Below are 22,798 nucleotides of genomic sequence, written 5' to 3'. Positions count from 1 at the left end.
CCGCGTGCACCCACCCGACGGCACGGCTCCCGTGCCGTACCCCCGGTACTGCCGTTGCGGCCGGTACCGACGGCGGCCGCACGGACAGTCCGGCCACGGCCAGTTCGACCACGGACTGTCCGACCACGGACCCTTCGGCCGAAGCATCCGTTCACCGCGCCGCCGCCAGGACCTCCGCGGCTTCCTCCCGCTCCGTCATGCGGCGCAGCGGGCCCGCCACGGCGGTCAACTCGGCGTACCGGCCGCGCTGCACCACCCGCCCCTCGTCCAGGACGACCACCTCGTCGACCGCCTCGAGGCCGGCCAGCCGGTGAGTGATGAGCAGGGTCGTACGGCCCTCGGTGGCGGCCAGCAGATCGTGGGTGAGCGCGTCGGCGGTCGCCAGGTCCAGATGCTCGGCGGGCTCGTCGAGCACCAGGACGGGGAAGTCGGCGAGCAGTGCCCTGGCCAGCGCCAGCCGCTGCCGTTGTCCGCCGGACAGCCGGGCCCCGTGCTCGCCCACCAGGGTGTCGAGCCCGTCGGGCAGGCCGTCGGCCCACTCCAGCAGCCGGGCCCGCGCCAGCGCGTCCCTCAGCTCCGCCTCACTCGCCCCCTTGCGCGCCAGCAGCAGGTTCTCCCGGACCGAGCTGTCGAAGAGATGCGCGTCCTGGGCGCACAGCCCCACGAACCGGCGCACGTCGTCGCCGTCCAGCGAGCGCGCGTCCACCCCGGCCAGCGTGTACGAGCCGGCGCCCGGGTCCAGGAACCGCAACAGCACCTGCGCGAGCGTGGTCTTGCCTGAGCCCGAGGCGCCCACGACGGCGATCCTGCGCCCCTGCGTCAATGTGAGGTCGACGCCGGTGAGCGCGTCCCGGTCCTGTCCGGCGTGGCGGGCCGCGAGCCCCCGCACCACGAGCGGGAACGGCGACGCGGGCGCACTGCCCGGCCGCTCGGGTTCGCGCACCGGCTCGGGGGAGTCCAGCACCTCGAACACCCGCTCCGCGCTCCGGCGCACCCGCTGGCGGTACCGCACGGCTGCGGGCAGTCCCAGGACGGCCTCGAACGCGGCCAGCGGGGTAAGGACCACCACCGCCATGATCACGCCGTCCAGCCGCCCGTCCGCGACCGCCCGGGCCCCCACGAGTGCCGCGGCCGTCACGGTCAGCCCGGACACGAGCGCGGTCAGTCCGTCGCCGAGCGCGGTGGCGGTCGCGGTGCGCGAGGCGATCCGGGTGAGCACGGAGTCCGCCGCGCGCACCCCCGCGGTACGGGAGGGCAGGGCGCCCGCCACGGTCAGCTCGGCCGTGCCCGTGAGCAGGTCGGCCGTACGGGCGGCGAGCGCGCCCCGGGCGGGGGCCAGCCGACGCTCCGCCCGGCGCGCCACCGTGCCGGTGACCAGCGGGACGCCCACCCCGGCCGCCAGCAGCCCGGCGGCGAGCACGGCGCCGGCCTCGGGCAGCAGCCACGCCGTGAAGGCGACGGACCCCGTCGAGACGACGACGGCCGCGCCGACGGGCAGCAGCCAGCGCAGCCAGTAGTCCTGGAGGGCGTCCACGTCGGCGACGAGTCGCGACAGCAGGTCGCCGCGGCGCGTCGTGCGCAGCCCGGCGGGGGCCAGCCGCTCCAGTCGCCGGTAGACGGCGACCCGGGTGTCGGCCAGCATCCGCAGTACGGCGTCGTGCGACACGAGCCGCTCGGCGTACCGGAACACCGCCCGTCCGATACCGAAGGCACGGGTCGCCGTCACGGCCACCATCAGGTACAGCACGGGCGGCTGCTGCGCGGCCCGTGAGATGAGCCAGCCGGAGGTGGCCATGAGGCCCACCGCGCTGCCGAGAGCCAGGCTGCCCAGCAGCAGCGCGAGGGTGAGCCGCCCGCGCCGCGCCCCGGCCATGGCACGAATCCGGGCGAGCACGCCGTTCCCGTTCCCGTCGCCGTCGCTTCCACCGTCGCCGTCGCCGTTGCTTGCGCCGTTCCCGTATCGGTAGGGCCCCAGTGCACCCGGGCCGGCCACGACCGCCGTCTCCGCCGGAGGGACGTGATCGTTCTCGGGGGCGGCCTCCAGAGGTCCGCACCCCTCCTTCCAGGCCGCCGCCTCCGGTCCGGCTCCGAGGCCTGCCCCGGTCCCGGCCCCGGTGTCGGCTGTGGTGTCGGTCTGGGTCCCGGCCGGCTCGAGCCGCACCACACGGTCCGCCACCGCGAGCAACGCCGGCCGGTGCACGACCAGCAGCACGGTCCGGCCGGTTGCCAGCCGCCGTACGGCCGCCACGACCCCCGCCTCGGTCTCCCCGTCGAGCGCCGCCGTCGGCTCGTCCAGCAGCAGCACAGGACGGTCCGCGAGGAACGCCCGGGCCAGCGCGAGCCGCTGCCGTTGCCCGGCGGACAGTCCGGCACCGTCCTCACCGAGCACGGCGTCGGCCCCGGCGGGCAGGGCGTCGACGAACTCCAGCGCCCCCGCGTCCGCCAGCGCCCGCCGCACGTCCGCGTCGTCGGCATCGGGACGCGCCAGCCGGACGTTCTCCGCGATCGTCCCTGCGAAGAGGTGCGGCCGCTGGGGCACCCACGCGACCCGTGACCGCCACTGCTCCAGGTCGGCCTCCGCCAGGTCGACTCCCCCGGCCAGCACCCGGCCCTCGGCCGGCCGCACGAAGCCCAACAGCGTGTTCAGCAGGGTCGACTTGCCCGCGCCGCTCGGTCCGACGAGCGCGACCGTCTCTCCGGGCCGGACGGTGAAGGACGTGTGCGAGACGGCGTCGGCGGTCCGCCCGGGGTAGCGGACGGTCACTCCCTCGAAGGCCAGGCCGCCTCCGGTCACCGCGACCGTGCCCGGCTCGGACACCGTCGTCTCCAGCACCTCGAAGATCTCCTCGGCGGCTGCCAGACCCTCGGCAGCCGCGTGGTACTGCGCTCCGACCTGCCGCAGCGGGAGGTACGCCTCGGGGGCGAGCACGAGGATCACCAGCCCTATGTACAGGTCCATCTCGCCGTGCACGAGCCTCATGCCGATCGTCACGGCGACCAGGGCCACCGAGAGCGTCGACAGCAACTCCAGCGCGAACGACGAGATGAAGGCGATCCGCAGCGTCCGCATGGTCGCCTGCCGGTACTCACCGGTGATGCGGCGGATCGACTCGGCCTGCGCCTTGGCCCGCCCGAACACCTTCAGCGTGGGCAGGCCTGCGACGACGTCCAGGAAATGTCCCGACAGTCGGGACAGCAGTCGCCACTGACGGTCCATCCGCGACTGTGTGGCCCAGCCGATCAGCATCATGAAGACCGGGATCAGCGGCAGGGTCCCGACGATGATCGCGGCGGACACCCAGTCCTCGGTCACGATCCGCGCCAGCACCGCGACCGGCACCACCACCGCCAGACCCAGCTGCGGCAGATAACGCGAGAAGTAGTCGTCCAGGGCGTCCACACCACGCGTGGCGAGGGCGACCAGCGAGCCCGTGCGCTGCCCGGCGAGCCAGCCTGGTCCCAGGGCGGTGGCGCGTTCCAGCAGCCGGCCCCGCAGCTCGGACTTCACGGCGGCGCTGGCCCTGTGGGCGGCGAGTTCGGTGAGCCAGGCGACCAGTGCGCGGCCGACCGCCACCGCCGCCAACAGCACCAGGGGGGTGCGCAGTTCGGCGACGGTCATACCGTGCTGGAAGGCGCCGACCACCGCCTCGGCGATCAGCATCGCCTGCGCGATGACCAGCGCCGCCCCGACAGCGCCCAGGCCGACGACCGCCACCAGGAAGAGGCGGGTGGCCCCGGCGTACCGCAGGAGACGCGGGTCGATCGGTTTCACGTGAAACACCCTCTTCTCGACGGGCGTGTTTCACGTGAAACACGCCCTCTCTTCCCGTAGGTGGTGTTACACGTGAAACACCACCTACGTCAGCCTGAGTCGAACTCAGTGCACCGGCTCGGCGAGGTGCTGTGTGCCGATCCGCTTGCGGAACACCCAGTACGTCCAGCCCTGGTAGAGCAGGACGAGCGGGGTGGCGACCCCTGCACACCACGTCATGATCTTCAAGGTGTACGGACTCGACGAGGCGTTGGTCACCGTCAGGCTCCAGTCCTCGTTGAGCGAGGACGGCATGACGTTCGGGAAGAGCGACAGGAAGAGCATCGCCACGGCGGCCACGATGGTCACGCCGGAGAGGGCGAACGACCAGCCCTCCCGCCCCGATCGGTTCGCCACGAGGGCCGCGATCAGGGCGGCGACCGCCACGACGAGGGCGACCAGACTCTTGGCGTCACCGCTGTCGATCTGCGTCCAGGTCAGGAAGACCAACGCGAGGACGGCGGTCACGACGCCGACCTTCGACGCCAGCTTCCGTGCCCGCGCCCGGATGTCACCCACGGTCTTCAGCGCGGTGAACACCGCTCCGTGGAAGGTGAACAGCGTCAGCGTCACCAGGCCGCCGAGCAACGCGTACGGGTTGAGCAGGTCCCAGAAGCCGCCCACGTACTCGAAGTTCCGGTCGATCTTGACGCCTCCCACGATGTTGCCGAAGGCGACGCCCCACAGGAACGCCGGGAGGAGCGAGGTCCAGAAGATCGCGGTCTCCCAGTTGCGCTGCCAGTTCTCCTCCGGCCGCTTGGCCCGGTACTCGAAGGCGACGCCGCGCACGATCAGGCAGACCAGGATGAGCAGCAGGGGCAGGTAGAAGCCGGAGAAGAGCGTGGCGTACCACTCGGGGAAGGCGGCGAACGTCGCGCCACCCGCCGTGAGCAGCCACACCTCGTTGCCGTCCCAGACCGGCCCGATGGTGTTGATCAGCACCCGCCGCTCGGGCCGGTCGCGGGCGAGCAGCCTGGTGAGGATTCCGACCCCGAAGTCGAAGCCCTCCAGGAAGAAGTAGCCGGTCCACAGGACGGCGATGAGGACGAACCAGACGTCGTGCAGTTCCATGACTGTGCAGCTCCCTCGGCCTAGTAGGAGAAGGCCATCGGCTTGTCGGCGTCCTGGGAGTCGCCGCCGATCTTCGTGGGCGGGTTGAGGTCGGCCTCGGTGAGCTCCGGCGGGCCGGCCTTCACGTACTTGGCCAGCAGCTTGACCTCGACGACGGCGAGGATGGCGTACAGCGCGGTGAAGACGGTCATCGAGAGAAGGACCTCGCCCTGGGAGACCCCGGGGGAGACCGCGTCCCGGGTCTGCAGAACGCCGTAGACCACCCAGGGCTGGCGGCCCATCTCGGTGAAGATCCAGCCCCAGGAGTTGGCGATCAGCGGGAAGCCCAGGGTCCAGATCGCCACCAGCCAGTAGAGCCTCGTGAGCTTGGGGCCGAGCGCCTTCTTTCCGAACAGCACCACGTGCGGCACCTCGTCCTCGCCGACCCTCAGGTGCTGCGGCAGCAGGAACTTGCGGCGGGTGAGCCAGAGTCCGGCCAGTCCGATCGTGAAGGAGGCCATGCCGAAGCCGATCATCCAGCGGAAGCCCCAGTAGGCGACGGGGATGTTGGGCCGGTAGTCGCCGGGCCCGAACTTCTCCTGCTCGGCCTTGTTCACGTCGTTGATGCCGGGGACGTACGAGCTGAAGTCGTCATTCGCGAGGAAGGACAGCAGTCCCGGGATCTCGACGGCGACCGTGTTGTGGCCCTTCTCGACGTCGCCGTAGGCGAAGACGGAGAAGGGAGCGGGCGCCTCGCCGTCCCACAGTGCCTCGGCTGCCGCCATCTTCATCGGCTGCTGCTTGAACATCACCTTGCCGAGGGTGTCGCCGCTGACCGCCGTGAGCAGACCGGCGATGACCACGGTGATCAGGCCCAGCCGCAGCGAGGTCTTCATCACCGGGATGTGCTTCCTGCGGTACAGGTGGAAGGCGGCGATGCCCACCATGAAGGCGCCACCGGTCAGGAAGGCCGCCGACAGGGTGTGGAAGACCTGGGCGAGCGCGGTGTTCTGGGTGAGCACGGCCCAGAAGTCGGTCAGCTCGGCCCGGCCCTTCTTCTCGTTGATCCGGTAGCCCACGGGATGCTGCATCCACGAGTTGGCCGCGAGGATGAAGTAGGCCGACAGGATCGTGCCGATCGAGACCATCCAGATGCAGGCCAGGTGGATCTTCTTCGGCAGCTTGTCCCAGCCGAAGATCCACAGGCCGATGAAGGTGGACTCGAAGAAGAAGGCGATCAGGGCCTCGAAGGCGAGCGGGGCGCCGAAGACGTCGCCGACGAAGCGCGAGTAGTCGGACCAGTTCATGCCGAACTGGAACTCCTGCACGATGCCCGTGACGACGCCCATCGCGATGTTGATCAGGAAGAGCTTGCCCCAGAACTTCGTCGCCCTGAGGTACTTCTCGTTCTCCGTGCGCACCCAGGCGGTCTGCAGTCCGGCGGTCAGGGCCGCCAGGGAGATCGTCAGGGGGACGAAGAGGAAGTGGTAGACGGTGGTGATGCCGAACTGCCAGCGCGCCAGGGTCTCCGGCGCCAAAGCCAGGTCCACGTCGCCGCTCCTTACTCCACGCTTGTGAATGCGTTCACATTCACAAGCCATTATGCCGCACGGACTTTCGACATGCGAAGGGGGGTCCCCGCTCTGCCGCGGAGACCTCCCACACGTCACCTGACCAGCAAAAACGCTCCGGCGAACGGCGACAACCACCCGCAGCGGGAGTTACTGCTCCTGACGGAACCCCTCCGCCGCCTTCAGGAAGATGTCGTTCGCCTCGTTCTCGCCGATCGTCACCCGCACGCCCTCGCCCGGGAACGGCCGCACCACGACGCCGGCCTGCTCGCACGCCCCCGCGAAGGCCGCCGTCTGCTCGCCCAGCCGCAGCCACACGAAGTTGGCCTGCGTCTCGGGCACCGTCCAGCCCTGCCCACGCAGGGCCTCGACCACCCGCAGACGCTCGCCCACCAGGGAGCCGACCCGGCCGAGCAGCGCGTCCTCGGCGCGCAGCGAGGCGATCGCCGCCTCCTGGGCGAGCTGGCTGACGCCGAACGGCACCGCCGTCTTGCGCAGCGCCTCCGCGACCGGCTCGTGGGCGATGGCGAAGCCCACCCGCAGGCCGGCCAGGCCGTACGCCTTGGAGAAGGTCCGCAGCACGCACACGTTGGGCCGCTTGCGGTAGAACTCGACGCCGTCCGGCACCTCGGGGTCGCGGATGAACTCGCGATAGGCCTCGTCGAGCACGACCAGCACGTCCCGCGGCACCCGGTCCAGGAAACGTTCCAGCTCGGCACGCCTGACGACGGTACCTGTGGGGTTGTTGGGGTTGCAGACGAAGACCAGCCGCGTCCGGTCGGTGATCGCGTCGGCCATGGCGTCCAGGTCGTGGACGTCCCCCGGCGTCAGCGGCACCTGCACCGGCCGTGCGCCGTTGATCTGCGTGATGATCGGATACGCCTCGAAGGACCGCCACGCGTAGACGACCTCGTCGCCGGCGCCCGCGGTCGCCTGCACCAGCTGCTGGGCCACGCCGACCGAGCCGGTGCCGGTGGCCAGATGGGCGGCCGGGACGCCGAAGCGCTCGGAGAGCTCGTTGACCAGCGCCGTGCAGGCCAGGTCCGGGTAGCGGTTGAAGGCGGCGGCCGCGGCCGTCACGCTCTCCATCACCCCGGGCAGCGGCGGATAGGGGTTCTCGTTGGAGGACAGCTTGTAGGCCACGGGACCGCCCGCCGCAGCCGGCCTGCCCGGCTTGTAGGTGGGGATACCCTCCAGCTCGGCGCGCAGCTTGGGGCTCGTCTCGCTCACCGCAGTCCTCCTCGTGACACCACCGGCTTCAATACTGCTCACCTTATGAGGATTCGGCCCCGGTGCGTACAGGTGAGGAGCCGGCGAGAAGTCGGTCTGGGGAGACGGGGCGGAGCGAGCGGTCCGCCCGGCCGCCCCGGGACGCGGGGAGCTCCGCGACTTCTGGGGACGAAGACGGACGAAGGGGCGGACACCCGGGGGCGCGCCGCACATATATCTATGCGCCGGTGGCTCGCGCCGTGGCGCGCATCCCTCGTGCAGGTGAGTTGAGACCTCTTCGAAACATCGGTGCGTTGGCAGGCTCATCCGTGCCGACACGTCACGTCCTGGGGTTGAAACCGCCAACTGACTTTGTTTCTAGTGCACTTGACCCCCTGTTGCCTTGCAGAAACGTGCCTGTCAATGCGTGCATATGCGTCCGCCCTACCCCACCGAATGAGCCCTACTATCGGCTCGCCATGACAGCAGCAGGGAAGCACCAGGTGAGCCGCGCGGAAACCTCACGCCGAGGCAGCCGGCCGGGCCGGGCGGGCATCAGGGACGTGGCCGCCGCCGCCGGAGTGTCCATCACGACCGTCTCGGACGCCCTCAACGGCAAGGGCAGGCTCCCCGACGCCACCCGACGCCATGTCCGCGAGGTCGCCGACCGACTGGGCTACCGCCCCTCCGCGGCCGCCCGAACCCTCCGTACCGGCAAGTCGGGCCTCATCGGCCTGACCGTGACCACGTACGGGGATGAACCTTTCACCTTCACCGAGTTCGCGTACTTCGCGGAGATGGCGCGCGCCGCCACGTCGGCCGCGCTGGCCCGCGGCTACGCGCTCGTCATCCTCCCCGCGACCTCGCGCCACGACGTGTGGTCGAACGTCGCCCTGGACGGCACGGTCGTCATCGACCCCTCCGACCAGGATCCGGTGGTCAGCGAGCTGGTCCGGCAGGGTTTACCGGTCGTCTCCGACGGCCGCCCGGCCGGCACGCTCCCGGTCACCGCGTGGGTGGACAACGACCACGAGGCGGCCGTCCTCGACATCCTCGACCATCTGGCCGACGCCGGCGCCCGCCGCATCGGCCTGCTCACGGGCACCACGACCGACACCTACACCCACCTGTCGACCAGCGCCTACCTGCAGTGGTGCGAGCGGGTCGGCCAGGACCCCGTCTACGAGGCCTACCCCGCCCACGACCCGTGTGCGGGCGCCGTGGCCGCCGACCGGCTGCTGGCCCGCCCGGACCGCCCCGACGCCGTCTACGGCCTGTTCGACCCCAACGGCACCGACCTCCTCGCCGCCGCCCGGCGCTACGGGCTGCGCGTGCCGGAGGAGCTGCTGATCGTCTGCTGCAGCGAGTCCATGGTGTACGCCAACACCGAGCCGCCCGTGACCACGCTCTCCCTCAAGCCGCGCCGCATCGGAACGGCGGTGGTGCAGCTCCTCATCGACGCGATCGAGGGCGTGGAGTCGGAACGGACGGTCGAGCAGGTGATACCGACCGAGCTGATGGTGCGCACGTCGTCACAGCGCCGCCCGCCCCGCACGACGGTCAGCCCGCCCCGGGCGCCGGAGAAGGGGTGAGCGGGGCGACCCGCTCGTGGACGGGCACTCCGAGGGGATGAACCCACCCGGGGACGCCGAGGGGAAGCCAGGGGGTGCGGTGGCGTCGGGGCTCGGTGGTCGGGGCAGGGGCTCGGTCCGGGGCGGACCGCGTCGCGTCAACTCCGGTGAGCGGGCAGCACGTACGGGCGATTTCCGCCGGACGGGGAACGGCTCGGGCGACCGGGGTGCCCGAGGCCCTTCGGGCGCCGGACACGGTCCCGGCCGTCGGCCGCGGCGGACGACCGGCAGCACCCCCGCGCTTCGCGTTCGTCCACTGCAGTCACCGAAGTCACACGCGCCCCGGCCGACTCGACGCCCCTCACCGGGTCCCCGGCCGGCGCGCACCCCGCCGACCGGCGGGAGTCCTCCGGTGGTGCGGTGGTGCGGACACGGTGTGCGTGGGATGGGCGGGGACTGCCGAAGCCCGGTCCAATCGGGGCGAAAGCCGCGACGAACCGGAGCCCCGCCTCGATTCCCCACCCCTGGGTCATCACACGGCGCGATCCGCATTCCTATGATGGGCGCACGGCACCCCGGGCCGCTGCGACCAGGCAGCCCGAAGGGTGCAGATGCGGCGCGATGGTGGAGGGGTCTGATGACTCAGGGGGCCGGTCAGGGACCCGAGGTGGAGCGGACGGCGACGTTGCGTGACTTCCGGGTGCCCGCGTACGTCAACGAGACCGGTCCGTACGACCACGACACCCATCCCGGGAACGCCGCACCGCCCCTCGAGGAGCCGCTGGAGCACCCGGACGGCTACACGCCGACCCAGCGCGACCTGCCCGTCATCAACCGTCGCGGCGACACCCTCCAGGTGGCCGTGGACCCGGCGGTCGTGCAGGCGCCGGTCACCGTGACCGGCCCGGGCCCGCTCTTCGTCGTCGGCGACGTGCACGGCTACCTCGACGACCTGGTGGCCGCCCTGCGCGAGAAGGGCCTGGTCGACGCGGCCGGCAACTGGTGCGCGGGCACGGCCCGCCTCTGGTTCCTCGGCGACTTCACCGACCGCGGCCCGGACGGCATCGGCGTCATCGACCTCGTCATGCGGCTGTCCGCCGAAGCCGCCGCGGCCGGCGGGTACTGCAAGGCGCTCATGGGCAACCACGAACTGCTGCTGCTCGGCGCCAAGCGGTTCGGCGACACCCCGGTCAACTCCGGCGCGGGCACCGCCACCTTCCAGGCGGCCTGGCTGCTCAACGGCGGCCAGAAGTACGACATGGACCGGCTCCAGGACCACCACCTGCAGTGGATGTCCCGTCTGGACGCCATGGAGGAGGTCGACGGCCATCTCCTCGTCCACTCCGACACCACCGCCTACCTCGACTACGGCGACTCGATCGAGGCGGTCAACGACACCGTCCGCGAAACGATCACGCGTAACGACGCGGACGAGGTGTGGGATCTGTTCCGCAAGTTCACGAAGCGTTTCTCCTTCCGTGACGAGGGCGGCGCCGACGCCGTGCGCTCCCTCCTCGATACGTACGGCGGCACCCGCATCGTTCACGGCCACAGCCCGATTCCCTACCTGCTCGGCGAAGTCGGCTCCGAGGAGGGCGAGGACAACAGCGGACCGCACGTCGAGGGACCGCACGTCTACGCCGACGGGCTGGCCATCGCGATGGACGGCGGCGTGACGATGGCCGGGAAACTCCTGGTCCAGCAATTGCCCCTGAACATCTGAGCGTCACCGGATGACAGCGGGGCGTCACCCGCCCCGCTCCGGACCCGTCGTCTGCGCCGCAGGCCAGGGGCCAATTTCGGCAAACCCCCTGTCACGCCATGCCGTCGCCGCTCTACCATCGGTTCATCCGTAGCAGGCTCCCCTCCGTTTCTGCCCGACGGCTCGTTGGCATGCGAGCCCCAAGCCCTACGGAGCATCGGGGGATGCACATGAACAGCGTTCCGCAGCACCTGCACAGCGAGGACCGCCAGGAGTACGAGCGGATCCTCGACGAGGCGCTGCGCTCCGCCCCACACCACCCGGAACTGGCCGCTGTCGGACAGCGGCTGAACCCCGAACAACTGCGCACCATGGCCCTCAACGCCTCCGCGCTCATCACGGTGGCCGCGGCGGCCGAGTACCAGCACTACGTGAAGATCCGCGAGGAACTGCGCCATCCCGCACCGGCGAACCCGACGGCCGCGTCGGGCCCCTCGTCCACCGCCGGGACCGGCCCCGCGGAACCGGGCGCGACCGCGATGGGCATCGCCACCAGCATGGGGGAGGCGGCCCAGGCCGCCGAAGCCGCCGGCGCCGGCGCGGTCGCCGCCGTCCTCACCCCCGTCCTCGCCGCGACCGCCGCGGCGATATTCCTCCTCGTCGGCTACATCCTCAGAGTGCTCGACCCCCAACAGGCGTTCGCCCGGACGATGCTCACGGCGGGCTGGGCGTTCGGGGCCGTGGCCGCGGCCGCGATCCTCGTCGCCACCGTCGCGCTGCTGCTCACCGCCCTGCGCAACCGCCCCTCCCTGGAAGCCGGGCCGTACGGCGAACTGAGCGAAGAGGTGGACCAGGCCAGGGAAGCCTGGCGGGAAGCCCTGCTGGAGCGCGGCATCCTGCCGTTCCTCCGGGAGGCCCTGACGGCTCCCGGCGCCGTGACCCCCGTGCACAGCGACCCGGTACCGCCCGCTCCCGTCAGCCGTCTCCCGAAGATCGGCTACGACCGCCCGGGCTTCAGCAGCCCCGACGACGGCCGCACGGCCGGCTCACGGCCCAGCTTCAGCAGCCCGGACTACTCCAGCCCGGACTTCGGCGGGCCGGACCACCAGCCGGAATAGGAGTCCGGCCTGCGCCCCTGCCACCGGCCACCGGCTACTGGCCACCGGTCCGACAGGTCCGCTGCCCGACGCCGGGAGCGCAGACCGAGGACGGCGCGGCGCCCCGAGGGCCGGGTCTCCGGCTCCGGTCTCGGGCCTCGGGCCTCGGGTGAGGCAGGGTGCCGAGGGGCGAATGCGGCGGCCCGTGCCGAGGCTGGGCTGCAGCCTGCCCTGTCCCGGACGACGAACGGCGGGGAGGGATCGGGGCACGTCCGACGGCCGGACGGCCCGTCAGAGGATGCCGGCCTGCCCCGCAGCCCTGATCCAGCTGGGGAACTCGGAGAGAAGCCGGTCGTAGAGCTCCTGGTCCGGGACGCTGCCGATGTCGTCGACGGCGAAGAAGCCCACGTTGTCCACCCGGCGGCCGGGCAGCGTGTCGAACCGCTCCAGGACCCCGTAGTCGGACCTGCCGAGTCCCACGAACTGCCAGAAGATCGGCTCCTCGACCGCGGCCCGCAGCTCCCGCTCGATCGCCGCGTCCCGGTAGACCCCTCCGTCGGAGAAGAACAGCACCAACGTCGGAACAGGCGCCGGATTCTCCTGAACGTAGGACCTGACCTGCGCGATCGCCTTCTGCTCCTCGTTCTGGATGCCGACCGCGCGCATGTCGACCTGCCCGGGCTCCATCCCCTTGCGAGGCTTCTTGCCGCGCCGGAACAGGCTCATCTCTCCCCCGCGCACATGCAGCCGCAGCCACTCGGGCAGCTCCCCCAGACGCAGGTCGGGGAGGCGAGCGGCTTCGCTGGCGAACGTCCAGGCCTGCATCTCGCCGTCGTCGTCGAGCTGCGCCACCACGGCCGCCATCCGCTCCACGACGTCCGCGACCACCCCCCGGGAGTACAGGAACGCCATGGAACCGGAGGCGTCGAGGACGAGCACGACCCGCGCGGTGATCCCGGCCGCTCCCCGCTTGCTCAGGCTGACGGCCACCTGCTCCTTGCGCAGTGACAGGCGCTTGCGCATGTCCACGGGGAGCCGCTCCTCCCCCTTGGTCAGGCGGGGAACCGTGGGCCCGGTGCCCACCGCACCCGTCCCCACCGCGCCCGTCCCCGGCACGCCCGGGCGCACGGGTGTCGGCGAAATCGGCGGGATTGTCGGCGAGGTCGGCGGGACGGTCGGGGGCATGCCCGGGCTGCCGGCCCGGGGCGGGTCCGGGCGGACCTGAGGCGGCCTGCCCGGCCGAGCGGCCGTCTCCTCCTGCTCCTCGTCGACCGTGATCCCGAAGTCGGTGGCCAGCCCCGCGAGTCCGGACGCGTACCCCTGCCCGACCGCCCGGAACTTCCAGCGGCCTTCGCGCAGGTACAGCTCACCGCCGATGAACGCCGTCTCCGTGTCTGCCCGCATCTCGAAGCGAGCCAGTTCGGATCGCCCGTCCGGGTCCAGCAACCGCAGCGTCAGACCGGTGACCTGTCCGAAGACCCCGCCGTCGGCCGACGCACACAGCACCACCCGCGTGATGACGGCCTCCAGCGCACCGAAGTCCACGTCCACCGTGTCGGTCGTGACGTCGCCGGCGCGCTGCTTGCCGAGGTGCCGCACGGCGCCGGACGCGTGGCGGGGCTGGTTGTAGAAGACGAAGTCACCGTCGCCCCGCACCCGTCCGTCGGCGGTCAGCAACAGCGCCGAGGCGTCGACGTCCGGCCCTCCGGCCCCCTCGGACCAGCTGAGTTCCACACGAACGGCGGGCGAGTCGACCGCCAGGTTGGCGCCCTTGCTCATGGATCGCGCAGTCATGAGCACAGTCAAGCACCGCGGTCCCGGTCCCAGCCCCGGCCCCGGCCGGGTGAGCCTCCCCGACCGGGAACTTCGGTGAACCGCACCCGAGCCTCAGGACGGCCCGGGTCGTACGTCGACCACCGCCGTCAGGTGGCGAGCGGCAGATAGACCCGGTTCCCGCCCTCCGCGAACTCCTTGGACTTCTGCGCCATGCCCTCCTCGATCTCCGCCCTGTTACCGCCGTGAGCCCGACGGATGTCCTGGGAGATCTTCATCGAGCAGAACTTCGGCCCGCACATCGAGCAGAAATGCGCCGTCTTCGCGGGCTCGGCCGGAAGGGTCTCGTCGTGGAACTCCCGTGCCGTGTCCGGGTCGAGGGCGAGATTGAACTGGTCCTCCCAGCGGAACTCGAAGCGGGCGTCGGACAGCGCGTCGTCCCAGTCCTGCGCGCCGGGATGCCCCTTGGCGAGGTCGGCGGCGTGGGCGGCGATCTTGTAGGTGATGACACCGGTCTTGACGTCGTCGCGGTTGGGGAGACCGAGGTGTTCCTTGGGCGTGACGTAGCAGAGCATCGCCGTGCCCCACCAGGCGATCATCGCGGCGCCGATGCCGGAGGTGATGTGGTCGTACGCGGGCGCGACGTCCGTCGTCAGCGGGCCGAGCGTATAGAACGGAGCTTCATCACAGATCTCCTGCTGAAGGTCGATGTTCTCCTTGATCTTGTGCATCGGGACATGCCCCGGGCCTTCGATCATCGTCTGTACATGGAAACGCTTGGCGATCCGGTTGAGTTCCCCGAGCGTCCTCAACTCGGCGAACTGCGCCTCGTCGTTGGCGTCCGCGATGGATCCCGGCCGCAGCCCGTCGCCCAGCGAGTAGGTGACGTCGTAGGCGGCGAGGATCTCGCAGAGTTCCTCGAAGTTCTCGTAGAGGAACGACTCCTTGTGGTGGGCGAGGCACCAGGCGGCCATGATCGAGCCGCCGCGCGACACGATGCCAGTCTTGCGGTTGGCCGTGAGCGGGACGTACGGAAGACGGACGCCCGCGTGGACCGTCATGTAGTCCACGCCCTGCTCGGCCTGTTCGATGACGGTGTCCTTGTAGATCTCCCAGGTCAGCTCCTCGGCGCGACCGTCGACCTTCTCCAGCGCCTGATACAGCGGCACCGTGCCGATGGGGACGGGGGAGTTGCGCAGCACCCATTCGCGAGTGGTGTGGATGTTGCGACCGGTGGACAGATCCATGACGGTGTCGGCGCCCCAGCGGGTCGCCCAGGTCATCTTCTCGACCTCCTCCTCGATGGAGGACGTCACCGCCGAGTTGCCGATGTTGGCGTTGACCTTCACCAGGAACCGCTTGCCGATGATCATCGGCTCGATCTCCGGGTGGTTGACGTTGGCCGGCAGCACGGCCCGTCCCGCAGCTATCTCGTCGCGCACCACCTCGGGCGAGACGTTCTCCCGGATGGCCACGAACTCCATCTCGGGAGTGATCTCCCCCCGGCGCGCGTACGCGAGCTGAGTGACGGCCTTGCCGTCCCGGCCACGACGCGGCAGACGCGGGCGGCCCGGGAACACCGCGTCGAGATTGCGCAGACCTCCGCGCGGCGAGGTGTGCTTGATGCCGTCGTCCTCCGGACGGACGGGACGGCCTGCGTACTCCTCGGTGTCGCCACGAGCGATGATCCAGTTCTCGCGCAGTGGCAGGAGTCCCCTGCGCACGTCCGTCTCGACGAGCGGATCGGTGTACGGGCCGGACGTGTCGTACAGCGTGACCGACCGGCCGTTGGTGAGGTGCACCTGTCGGACCGGCACCTGGAGGTCGGGGCGATCGCCCTCGACGTACCCCTTGTGCCAGCCGATGGACCTCCCGCCCTCCACAGCCTCGACGTCGACCGCGTTGTCGCTGGTGACGTCCTGCATGGAGGCAGGCGTGCGTGCGTCCTTGTTGGTCATGAGACCTACTCCCTACGCCGGCATTACCCGGTAACAGGTTCGGCGGTCGACGCAGCGGCTACCGTCTCCCGACGCTCATGGGAAACATCACTCGATTCGAGAGACGTTTCACGTGAAACATCGCGAAGACGGAGGTCAGCGTCCTCTCAGCCCGGTGCTCCGAGCTCCCGCGTGTGCAAAAGGTGGCTCCACGCTAGCGGCTCATGTGGCGCGGTGAACAGTGGGCCTCTTTCGTTCTTGCGATGATCGGGCGGTGACGACACACCAGCCCCCGTACCCGCCGCCTGAGCCGCCCCGCCGGCCCGCCGCCGGAAACGGTCCCGGCAGTGGCCCGGGCGCCGGTGCCGGAAACGGCTTCGGACAAGGCCCCGGCCACGACCCCGGCGAGGACCGCAGTGTCGACCGCGGTCGCTTTCAGGAGCGCCCTCACGGCTCCAGCCCTGATCGGCCTCCGGGATACGCCGGCGGTCTGGGAGGTCTGCGTCGTCAGGCTCGTGGTGCGGCTCCCGGCGGCCAGGACAGAAGTCCCGGCGGAACTCCTGCGCAGGGGTCCGGGCCCGCCCAACGCGAGCGCGGCAACCCGCCGGGGCAGCCGCCCGGGTACGGGCGAGGGCACCAGCCCGGCGACGGCCGCGACCCGTTCCCCGACGCGCCTCGTCACAGCGGCTGGGGGAACAGCCCCGGCGAGGGGCACGACGACGGCCACCGCCACGACAACGCTCAGAGGTCCGGCCGCGCCGACGCTCAAGGACCCCGCCGCGTAGACACACAAGGGCCCGGCCATGGTCACGGCCATGCCTCCCGTCACGGTCACGATGCCGACCACGGGCACGATGCCGGTGCCGGTGCCGGTGCTGGTCCCGGTGCCGTCGGCGACGGCACCGGCGGCGGGAACGGCGGCGGCGGACATGGGCCCGGGCCCGGGCATACGCACGGTCACAGCCACAGCCACGGACCGGCCGCCCCCGTCTCCCGGCATCTGCGCAAGGTCATCGCGGCCATCCTCATCCCGTTCGGCGCCGCGGTGCTGGTGGGGCTCGTGGTGTTGTGGCCCGGCGGGGCGCCCGCGCACGAGCGCACCGGCGTCGGCTTCGACCGCCAGACCCAGCAGGCCACGGTCACCAAGGTGCTGCGCGTGAGCTGCGCGTCGGTGAACGCCTCCGGCGAGACCCCCACCGGGGACACCTCCACGGCCGAAGGGTCCTCCGCCCAGCAGCAGGCGGGCGGCACCTGCAAGAAGGCCACGATCCGGGTGGACACCGGCGACGACAAGGGCCGCACGTTCACCGAGATCGTCCAACCGGACCAGTCACGGCAGTTGGAGCAGGGCGAGAAGGTCGTGGTCGCCTACGAGCCCTCCGCGCCGAAGGACCTGCAGTACTCGGTCGCCGACGTGAACCGTCGTGTTCCGATGGCGTTGCTGGCCATCATCTTCGCGGTCGCCGTCGTGGTCGTCGGGCGGCTCCGCGGCGTCATGGCGCTGATCGCGCTGGCCATCAGCTTCATGGTGCTGAACTTCTTCGTCCTCCCCGCGATCCTGCAGGGTTCCAACCCGCTGATCGTGGCGGTGGTCGGGTCGAGCGCCATCATGCTGATCGCGTTGTATCTCTGTCACGGCCTCTCGGCCCGGACCTCCGTCGCGGTGCTCGGCACGCTCATCTCACTGCTGCTGATCGGCGTCCTCGGCTCGCTGTTCATCGACTGGGCCTTCCTGACCGGCAACACGGACGACAACACGGGCCTGATCCACGGCCTGTACCCGTCCATCGACATGAGCGGACTGCTGCTCGCCGGCATCATCATCGGCTCGCTCGGTGTCCTCGACGACGTGACCGTCACCCAGACGTCGGCGGTCTGGGAACTGCACGAGGCCAACCCGGCGATGGGCTGGCGCGCCCTGTACCGCGCCGGCATCCGCATCGGCCGGGACCACATCGCCTCCGTGGTGAACACGCTCGTCCTCGCCTACGCGGGCGCGGCGTTGCCCCTCCTGCTGCTCTTCTCGATCGCGCAGAGCAGCGTGGGGACGGTGGCCAACAGCGAGCTGGTCGCCGAGGAGATCGTGCGGACGCTGGTGGGCTCGATCGGCCTGGTCGCCTCCGTGCCCGTCACGACGGCTCTGGCGGCCCTCGTGGTCGCCGCGGACCGCCCGTCCCCGCCGGCGGTGCCCACGTCGCCGCGGAGTGCGTCTCCGGCCGCATCGACGGCTTCGGCGGAGGCGGTGCCCGTCGGTTCGGCCCCGGCCCCGTCCCGTAGCGGCCGGGGCAGACGACGCAAGCACTGATCACGCAGGCTGGGCGGTGCCGACGGCTCGGGCGGTACGGGCCGCTCGGGCGGCACAGGCCGCTCGGGCGGCGCGGCCCGTACGCAGGCAAGGGCGTACGGGCGGCGTCGAACCGGCAGCACTCGCGGCCGTGAACGTCACCGCCAGAGACGAAGAACCGTTCCTGCGCAACGCCGTCCGGACCGAGGCACCCAAGTTCGGCACCGCCCGCCACCGTCACCTCAGCCGGCGTTCTGCTCTTCCGCCAGAATGCGGTTCAGCGCCTCGTCGAGATGCGCGTCGAAGTCGGCGAGCGCACCCTCCTGGCCGAGCGGGACCACCTTGTCGGTGCGGTCGAGGAAAGCCACGAGCGGGGCGGCCGACGAGCGGAACAGCGCCTGGTCGCAGCCGACCTGAAGCCGGATCAGCACTTCGCCCAGCACGTCCGGTTCCACAGGTGACACCCGGACGTCTCCCTCCCCACAGGGCCTGCCCACCCCGTCGATGAGCAGCTCGCGCCCGAACGCCCAGGTCACCGGGGCGTCGCCGGGCAGATGGAAGGTGAGCCGCACGGCATAGGGATCGCACGACTCGTACCCCAGCTCCACGGGGATGCGGAACGAGAGCTCCTCGGAGACGAGGAAGCTCATCATGACCTCTGCCTGTACTGCCTGCACGGACTCGCGCATCGCCTTACCCCGTCATTTGCCGTCGACTGGCCGGGAATGGACCATCTGACTGCACGCATCTTGCAGAAAGTACACGACAGATCACAAGGAGTGAGTTTTCAGATACTGATAGAGATCGCGAGCGACCCCAGCAGTCGCCCCACCTCGTTCTGCAACTCCCGGGCCGCGGGCAGCAACCGGTCGGCGTGATGGGCGGGCAGGGAGATCGCCATGGTGGCGGCCGTGGTGCCCACGGTGATCGGAATCGCGGCGCAGACCGTGCCCAGCGCGTACTCCTGCCGCTCGATGACGGGGTCCATGCGCCGCATGCGTTCCAGGCGCCGCAACAGTGCGTGGTTGTCCCGCACGGTGTACGGGGTGATCGACTGCGCCGGGTAGCGGCCGAGATGGTCGCGGCGCGTGTCCTCGTCCAGCTGGGACAGCAGGCACTGGCCGATGGCGTGCGCATGTGCGGTCTCGCGGAAGTCGGCCCATTCCTCCACCGCCGGATTACCCGGGGTGTCGGAGACGCACATGATCTCGATCTCGCCCTCGCGGTAGCGGGCGTAGTACACGGGCACACCGATCGAATCGCGCCATTGCGCGAGAGTGTCGGCGACCGTGCTGCGACGTTTCTGCGCCGCTCCGCTGCTGCCGAGCCGCTCAGCGGCCTCGCCGAGGAAGAACAGTCCCTTGTCCCGGCGCAGATAGCCCTCGTGCACCAGCGTGCGGAGCAGGTGGTAGGCCGTGGGCAGCGCCAGACCGGTCTCCCGGGCCAGTTGCTTGGCCGGGGCTCCGTATGCGTGTTCGGCGACGGACTCCAGCAGCCGCATGGCGCGCTGTACCGAGCCGATCAGGGTGGCCGCCGCCGGATGCGGCTGCTCGGGAACCCCGGGGTTCGGGGGTCGTTGGAGGGGTGGCGCCGGTGGGCGCGGCTGGTCGGGAGGCGCGTGCGGCTCTGCGGATGCGGTGTCAACCATGGCCAAGGGTCACTCTCGAAGGGCGAGGGGCGGTCCGTGCGGGGGGTGTGCGCCGCTCGCGGGGGCGTCCCCGCGTCGAGTTCCGGACTTTAACCGGCTGCCACCGCATGCAGACGGGCTGTCAGGAAAACTTCCCCCGGGCGAGGGAACCAGCGAATCGTGTTACCGACCACCGGTCGCCCGCGCCCCGCACCGCCTCACCAGTCGCTGCGCGAGGAGGAACTCGAGAGGAACTTCCGCACCACGTAGATCAGTCCGCCGACCAGCGCGACGAAGACCAGCAGCTTGAACAGCAGGCCGATCACGAACCCCACGACGCTGGCTATCAGCCCGCCGAACACGACCAGGGCGATGACCGGCACCGCAACCCACTTCACCCACCACGGCAGTCCCGAGAAAATCTCCTGCATCGCCCTGGTCCTCATCCTCTTCGGTCGAAGTCCGGCACCCCTGTCGGGCCGGATCCTTTCGATGTCCTGCCGTCGATGCTAGGGCCGGGAGGGGTGCCCGCGGGGGCCTCGCACCCCTTGTCCTCCCCTGACCGATCCCCTAGGGAACCCCGAGGCCTGGACTCGGCTGCGAGACGGAGACGGTCAACCCTCCGGCGGCGAGAACACGACGAGGACCCGCAGGTCCTCGCTGATGTGATGGAACTTGTGGGCGACGCCCGCCGGGACGTACACCACGCTGCCGCGCGCCACCTGCGTGGTCTCCAGGCCGACGGTGATCGACGCCCGTCCGCTCACGACGAAGTACACCTCGTCCTGGTTGTGCGGGTTCTGTGGATCATGCGTGCCGGCGTCGAGCGCGTACAGTCCGACCGACATGTTCCGTTCGCGCAGAAACTGCAGGTAGGCACCGTCGTTGGAGGCGCGTTCCGCCTCGAGTTCATCCAACCGGAATGCCTTCATCGACCTAGTCCGCCCTCGTCCGGTGCTCGTTGCCGATCTCTCTGCCACGATCAGACACATGAAGAATTTCGTAGTCAAGACGATCGCCAACGCAGGCGCCCTGGCGGTCGCCGTCTGGCTGCTCGACAAGATCACCCTGACCGGTGACAGCACGGGCAAGAAGATCGGCACCCTCATCCTCGTCGCCCTGCTCTTCGGCCTGGTGAACTCCCTGGTCAAGCCGATAGTCAAGGTGCTGACCTTCCCCCTGTTCATCCTCACGCTCGGTCTGATCACCCTGGTGGTCAACGCGCTGATGCTGCTGCTCACCTCATGGCTGGCCGACACGTTCGACCTGAGTTTCCACGTCGACGGATTCTGGACCGCGGTCCTGGGCGGTCTGATCATCTCGGTCGTCTCCTGGGCGCTCAACGTCGTCCTGCCGGACGGGGACTGACCGGTCGATGACCTACCGCGTCTGTTTCGTCTGCACCGGCAACATCTGCCGCTCGCCGATGGCCGAGGCGGTCTTCCGCGCGCGCGTGGCGGACGCCGGTCTCGAGGCGCTGATCGACGTCGACAGCGCCGGCACGGGTGACTGGCACGAGGGCGAGAACGCCGACCCGCGCGCGCTCGACGTCCTGGAGGGGCACGGCTACGCCCTCGACCACAGGGCCCGGCGGTTCGAGCCGTCCTGGTTCGCCCGCCTCGACCTGGTGATCGCCCTGGACTCCGGCCACCTCAGGGCCCTGCGCGGGCTCGCCCCCTCGCCGAAGGACGCGGCGAAGGTACGGCTGCTGCGGTCCTACGCCCGCCCGGAGGCCGGCCGTCGCCCGGCGGCCGGTTCACCCCCTTCCTCCGAGCCTGCCGACGGCGACCTCGACGTCCCCGACCCCTACTACGGGGGCCGGGAGGGCTTCGAGGAGTGTCTTGAGATGGTGGAGGAGGCGAGCGACGGTCTCCTCGCCGCCGTACGGGACGACGTGGAAGGACGAACGGCATGAACGATTCCGCTGGGAACGGGGGCTCTCCGGGAGGCGACGGCGAGGGCACCCGCGCGGTGCGGGCCGGGGTGCCCGAGCCCGTGAAGTACGAGCCGACCCTCCCCGGTCCGGTGTTCGCAGCCCATTTCCACCTGCCGGGCGAGCCCACGGGGCCCTACACCTACGGACGCGACGAGAACCCGACGTGGACGCACCTGGAGCACGCCATCGGCGAGCTCGAGGCGCCGGGGCAGGACGGCGTCGAGACGCTCGTCTTCGCCTCCGGCATGGCCGCGATCTCCTCGGTGCTCTTCTCCCAGCTGCGCGCCGGCGACGCCGTCGTGCTGCCCGGTGACGGCTACCAGGCGCTGCCCCTGGCACGCACACAGCTGGAGGCGTTCGGCATCGAGGTGCGCACCGCGCCGACGGGCGGTGACGCGCAACTCGCCCTCCTCGACGGTGCGAAGCTGCTGTGGATCGAGTCCCCGTCGAACCCCGGGCTCGACGTGTGCGACATCGGCCGGCTGGTCGAGGCGGCGCACGCGCGCGGCGCGCTGGTGGCCGTCGACAACACGCTCGCCACCCCGCTCGGCCAGCGGCCGCTGGTCCTGGGCGCCGACTTCTCTGTGGCCAGCGGTACCAAGCAGCTCACGGGACACGGCGACGTTCTCCTCGGCTACGTCACGGGGCGCAGCGGCGAGGCGATGACGGCCGTACGACGCTGGCGCAAGATCGTCGGGGCGATTCCCGGGCCCATGGAAGCGTGGCTCGCGCACCGGTCGATCGCCACCCTGCAGCTGCGTGTCGACCGGCAGAGCGCCGGCGCTCTGGCCGTGGCCGAGGCGCTGCGGGGGAGGCCCGAGGTGAGCGGGCTGCGCTATCCGGGGCTGCCGGACGATCCCGCGCACGAGGTCGCCTCGCGGCAGATGCGGCGTTATGGCTGTGTGGTCTCCTTCACGCTGCCCACGCGCGCGCGTGCCGAGCGTTTCCTCGAGGCCCTGCGCCTGGTGGACGAGGCCACGAGCTTCGGCGGGGTCCGCTCCACCGCGGAGCGGCGTGGACGCTGGGGCGGGGACGCGGTACCGGAGGGGTTCATCCGGCTGTCCGTGGGCGCCGAGGACACCGAGGACCTGGTGGCGGACGTGCTGCGTGCGCTGGAGGAGTCGGAGCGATGACCAGGTCAGGAACCCCCTGCGGGCGTCCCCCGACCGCGACGGACGGTCCGAGCCTCCCCCCTCGTGGCTCGGACCGCCCGCGGTTCTGCGCGCGAAG

At 70.8% G+C, this 22,798-nt stretch carries 17 protein-coding genes; 7 read left to right on the top strand and 10 right to left on the bottom strand.

Annotation, left to right across the window (positions count from 1 at the left end):
• Positions 1 to 151: 151 nt before the first annotated feature.
• The 4 genes from cydD to hisC form a co-directional block, all read right to left on the bottom strand.
• On the bottom strand, positions 152 to 3,772 hold the full coding sequence (cydD, locus tag OHS82_RS21600; RefSeq protein WP_328434310.1) for a thiol reductant ABC exporter subunit CydD: 3,621 nt from the start codon (positions 3,770 to 3,772) through the stop codon (positions 152 to 154).
• Between the two features lie 105 nt (positions 3,773 to 3,877).
• Positions 3,878 to 4,882 carry a cytochrome d ubiquinol oxidase subunit II gene (gene cydB, locus OHS82_RS21595; protein WP_057576536.1) on the bottom strand — a complete coding sequence of 335 codons (1,005 nt, stop codon included), beginning with the start codon at positions 4,880 to 4,882 and terminating at the stop codon, positions 3,878 to 3,880.
• Positions 4,883 to 4,902: 20 nt separating this feature from the next.
• The gene (locus OHS82_RS21590; protein ID WP_057576538.1) at positions 4,903 to 6,411 is read right to left on the bottom strand and encodes a cytochrome ubiquinol oxidase subunit I; all 1,509 of its coding nucleotides are present in this window, start codon (positions 6,409 to 6,411) and stop codon (positions 4,903 to 4,905) included.
• Positions 6,412 to 6,582: 171 nt separating this feature from the next.
• Positions 6,583 to 7,662: a histidinol-phosphate transaminase gene (gene hisC, locus OHS82_RS21585; protein WP_057576540.1), complete on the bottom strand. Its 1,080-nt coding sequence runs from the start codon at positions 7,660 to 7,662 to the stop codon at positions 6,583 to 6,585.
• Positions 7,663 to 8,120: 458 nt separating this feature from the next.
• On the opposite strand from hisC, the gene OHS82_RS21580 reads away from it, so the two are divergent.
• The 3 genes from OHS82_RS21580 to OHS82_RS21570 all read left to right on the top strand — a co-directional run bounded on the left by OHS82_RS21580 (position 8,121) and on the right by OHS82_RS21570 (position 12,032).
• Positions 8,121 to 9,233 (top strand): LacI family DNA-binding transcriptional regulator, encoded by a 1,113-nt coding sequence (locus OHS82_RS21580; protein WP_079041070.1) that lies wholly within the window; start codon positions 8,121 to 8,123, stop codon positions 9,231 to 9,233.
• 616 nt (positions 9,234 to 9,849) lie between these two features.
• Positions 9,850 to 10,935, top strand: a complete 1,086-nt coding sequence (locus OHS82_RS21575; RefSeq protein WP_057576544.1) for a metallophosphoesterase — start codon at positions 9,850 to 9,852, stop codon at positions 10,933 to 10,935.
• A gap of 203 nt (positions 10,936 to 11,138) precedes the next feature.
• Positions 11,139 to 12,032, top strand: coding sequence for a hypothetical protein (locus tag OHS82_RS21570; RefSeq protein ID WP_057576546.1), 894 nt, complete (start codon positions 11,139 to 11,141; stop codon positions 12,030 to 12,032).
• Positions 12,033 to 12,302: 270 nt separating this feature from the next.
• On the opposite strand, the gene OHS82_RS21565 is transcribed toward OHS82_RS21570, so the two are convergent.
• Both OHS82_RS21565 and thiC read right to left on the bottom strand, forming a co-directional pair.
• Entirely contained in the window at positions 12,303 to 13,805 is a 1,503-nt protein-coding gene (locus tag OHS82_RS21565; RefSeq protein ID WP_328434309.1) for a VWA domain-containing protein, read from the bottom strand.
• 128 nt (positions 13,806 to 13,933) lie between these two features.
• Positions 13,934 to 15,742 carry a phosphomethylpyrimidine synthase ThiC gene (gene thiC / locus OHS82_RS21560; protein WP_057576548.1) on the bottom strand — a complete coding sequence of 603 codons (1,809 nt, stop codon included), beginning with the start codon at positions 15,740 to 15,742 and terminating at the stop codon, positions 13,934 to 13,936.
• Between the two features lie 1,039 nt (positions 15,743 to 16,781).
• On the opposite strand from thiC, the gene OHS82_RS21555 reads away from it, so the two are divergent.
• Complete coding sequence (locus OHS82_RS21555; RefSeq protein WP_443041061.1) at positions 16,782 to 18,026, top strand: YibE/F family protein; 1,245 nt, start codon at positions 16,782 to 16,784, stop codon at positions 18,024 to 18,026.
• A 221-nt stretch (positions 18,027 to 18,247) separates the two neighbouring features.
• On the opposite strand, the gene OHS82_RS21550 is transcribed toward OHS82_RS21555, so the two are convergent.
• The 4 genes from OHS82_RS21550 to OHS82_RS21535 all read right to left on the bottom strand — a co-directional run bounded on the left by OHS82_RS21550 (position 18,248) and on the right by OHS82_RS21535 (position 20,564).
• Positions 18,248 to 18,694 carry an SsgA family sporulation/cell division regulator gene (locus OHS82_RS21550; protein WP_057576553.1) on the bottom strand — a complete coding sequence of 149 codons (447 nt, stop codon included), beginning with the start codon at positions 18,692 to 18,694 and terminating at the stop codon, positions 18,248 to 18,250.
• A 98-nt stretch (positions 18,695 to 18,792) separates the two neighbouring features.
• The gene (locus tag OHS82_RS21545; RefSeq protein WP_199863709.1) at positions 18,793 to 19,653 is read right to left on the bottom strand and encodes an IclR family transcriptional regulator; all 861 of its coding nucleotides are present in this window, start codon (positions 19,651 to 19,653) and stop codon (positions 18,793 to 18,795) included.
• 197 nt (positions 19,654 to 19,850) lie between these two features.
• On the bottom strand, positions 19,851 to 20,063 hold the full coding sequence (locus OHS82_RS21540; RefSeq protein WP_057576557.1) for a DUF5326 family protein: 213 nt from the start codon (positions 20,061 to 20,063) through the stop codon (positions 19,851 to 19,853).
• A gap of 183 nt (positions 20,064 to 20,246) precedes the next feature.
• Entirely contained in the window at positions 20,247 to 20,564 is a 318-nt protein-coding gene (locus tag OHS82_RS21535) for a cupin domain-containing protein (protein ID WP_057576559.1), read from the bottom strand.
• A 58-nt stretch (positions 20,565 to 20,622) separates the two neighbouring features.
• Here OHS82_RS21535 and OHS82_RS21530 point away from each other — a divergent pair, with 58 nt between their 5' ends.
• From OHS82_RS21530 to OHS82_RS21520, 3 genes are read left to right on the top strand one after another with little or no spacing between them, the layout of a single operon-like run.
• Positions 20,623 to 21,000 carry a phage holin family protein gene (locus tag OHS82_RS21530; protein WP_057576562.1) on the top strand — a complete coding sequence of 126 codons (378 nt, stop codon included), beginning with the start codon at positions 20,623 to 20,625 and terminating at the stop codon, positions 20,998 to 21,000.
• A gap of 7 nt (positions 21,001 to 21,007) precedes the next feature.
• The gene (locus tag OHS82_RS21525; RefSeq protein WP_057576565.1) at positions 21,008 to 21,547 is read left to right on the top strand and encodes a low molecular weight protein-tyrosine-phosphatase; all 540 of its coding nucleotides are present in this window, start codon (positions 21,008 to 21,010) and stop codon (positions 21,545 to 21,547) included.
• Positions 21,544 to 22,701 (top strand): cystathionine gamma-lyase, encoded by a 1,158-nt coding sequence (locus tag OHS82_RS21520; RefSeq protein ID WP_328434308.1) that lies wholly within the window; start codon positions 21,544 to 21,546, stop codon positions 22,699 to 22,701. The genes OHS82_RS21525 and OHS82_RS21520 overlap by 4 nt, the downstream gene beginning before the upstream one ends.
• Positions 22,702 to 22,798: the final 97 nt, after the last annotated feature.

This window comes from Streptomyces sp. NBC_00425 (genome assembly GCF_036030735.1).
Classification (GTDB): domain Bacteria; phylum Actinomycetota; class Actinomycetes; order Streptomycetales; family Streptomycetaceae; genus Streptomyces.
This window is presented reverse-complemented; position numbering and strand designations above follow the sequence as displayed.

What these genes read in the sequence shown, in the direction of transcription:
- cydB (WP_057576536.1), bottom strand. Translation starts at nt 4,882, where the DNA reads ATGGAACTGCACGACGTCTGGTTCGTCCTCATCGCCGTCCTGTGGACC.
- OHS82_RS21580 (WP_079041070.1), top strand. Translation starts at nt 8,121, where the DNA reads ATGACAGCAGCAGGGAAGCACCAGGTGAGCCGCGCGGAAACCTCACGC.
- OHS82_RS21575 (WP_057576544.1), top strand. Translation starts at nt 9,850, where the DNA reads ATGACTCAGGGGGCCGGTCAGGGACCCGAGGTGGAGCGGACGGCGACG.
- OHS82_RS21570 (WP_057576546.1), top strand. Translation starts at nt 11,139, where the DNA reads ATGCACATGAACAGCGTTCCGCAGCACCTGCACAGCGAGGACCGCCAG.
- OHS82_RS21565 (WP_328434309.1), bottom strand. Translation starts at nt 13,805, where the DNA reads ATGACTGCGCGATCCATGAGCAAGGGCGCCAACCTGGCGGTCGACTCG.
- thiC (WP_057576548.1), bottom strand. Translation starts at nt 15,742, where the DNA reads ATGACCAACAAGGACGCACGCACGCCTGCCTCCATGCAGGACGTCACC.
- OHS82_RS21550 (WP_057576553.1), bottom strand. Translation starts at nt 18,694, where the DNA reads ATGCGCGAGTCCGTGCAGGCAGTACAGGCAGAGGTCATGATGAGCTTC.
- OHS82_RS21545 (WP_199863709.1), bottom strand. Translation starts at nt 19,653, where the DNA reads ATGGTTGACACCGCATCCGCAGAGCCGCACGCGCCTCCCGACCAGCCG.
- OHS82_RS21540 (WP_057576557.1), bottom strand. Translation starts at nt 20,063, where the DNA reads ATGCAGGAGATTTTCTCGGGACTGCCGTGGTGGGTGAAGTGGGTTGCG.
- OHS82_RS21535 (WP_057576559.1), bottom strand. Translation starts at nt 20,564, where the DNA reads ATGAAGGCATTCCGGTTGGATGAACTCGAGGCGGAACGCGCCTCCAAC.
- OHS82_RS21530 (WP_057576562.1), top strand. Translation starts at nt 20,623, where the DNA reads ATGAAGAATTTCGTAGTCAAGACGATCGCCAACGCAGGCGCCCTGGCG.
- OHS82_RS21525 (WP_057576565.1), top strand. Translation starts at nt 21,008, where the DNA reads ATGACCTACCGCGTCTGTTTCGTCTGCACCGGCAACATCTGCCGCTCG.
- OHS82_RS21520 (WP_328434308.1), top strand. Translation starts at nt 21,544, where the DNA reads ATGAACGATTCCGCTGGGAACGGGGGCTCTCCGGGAGGCGACGGCGAG.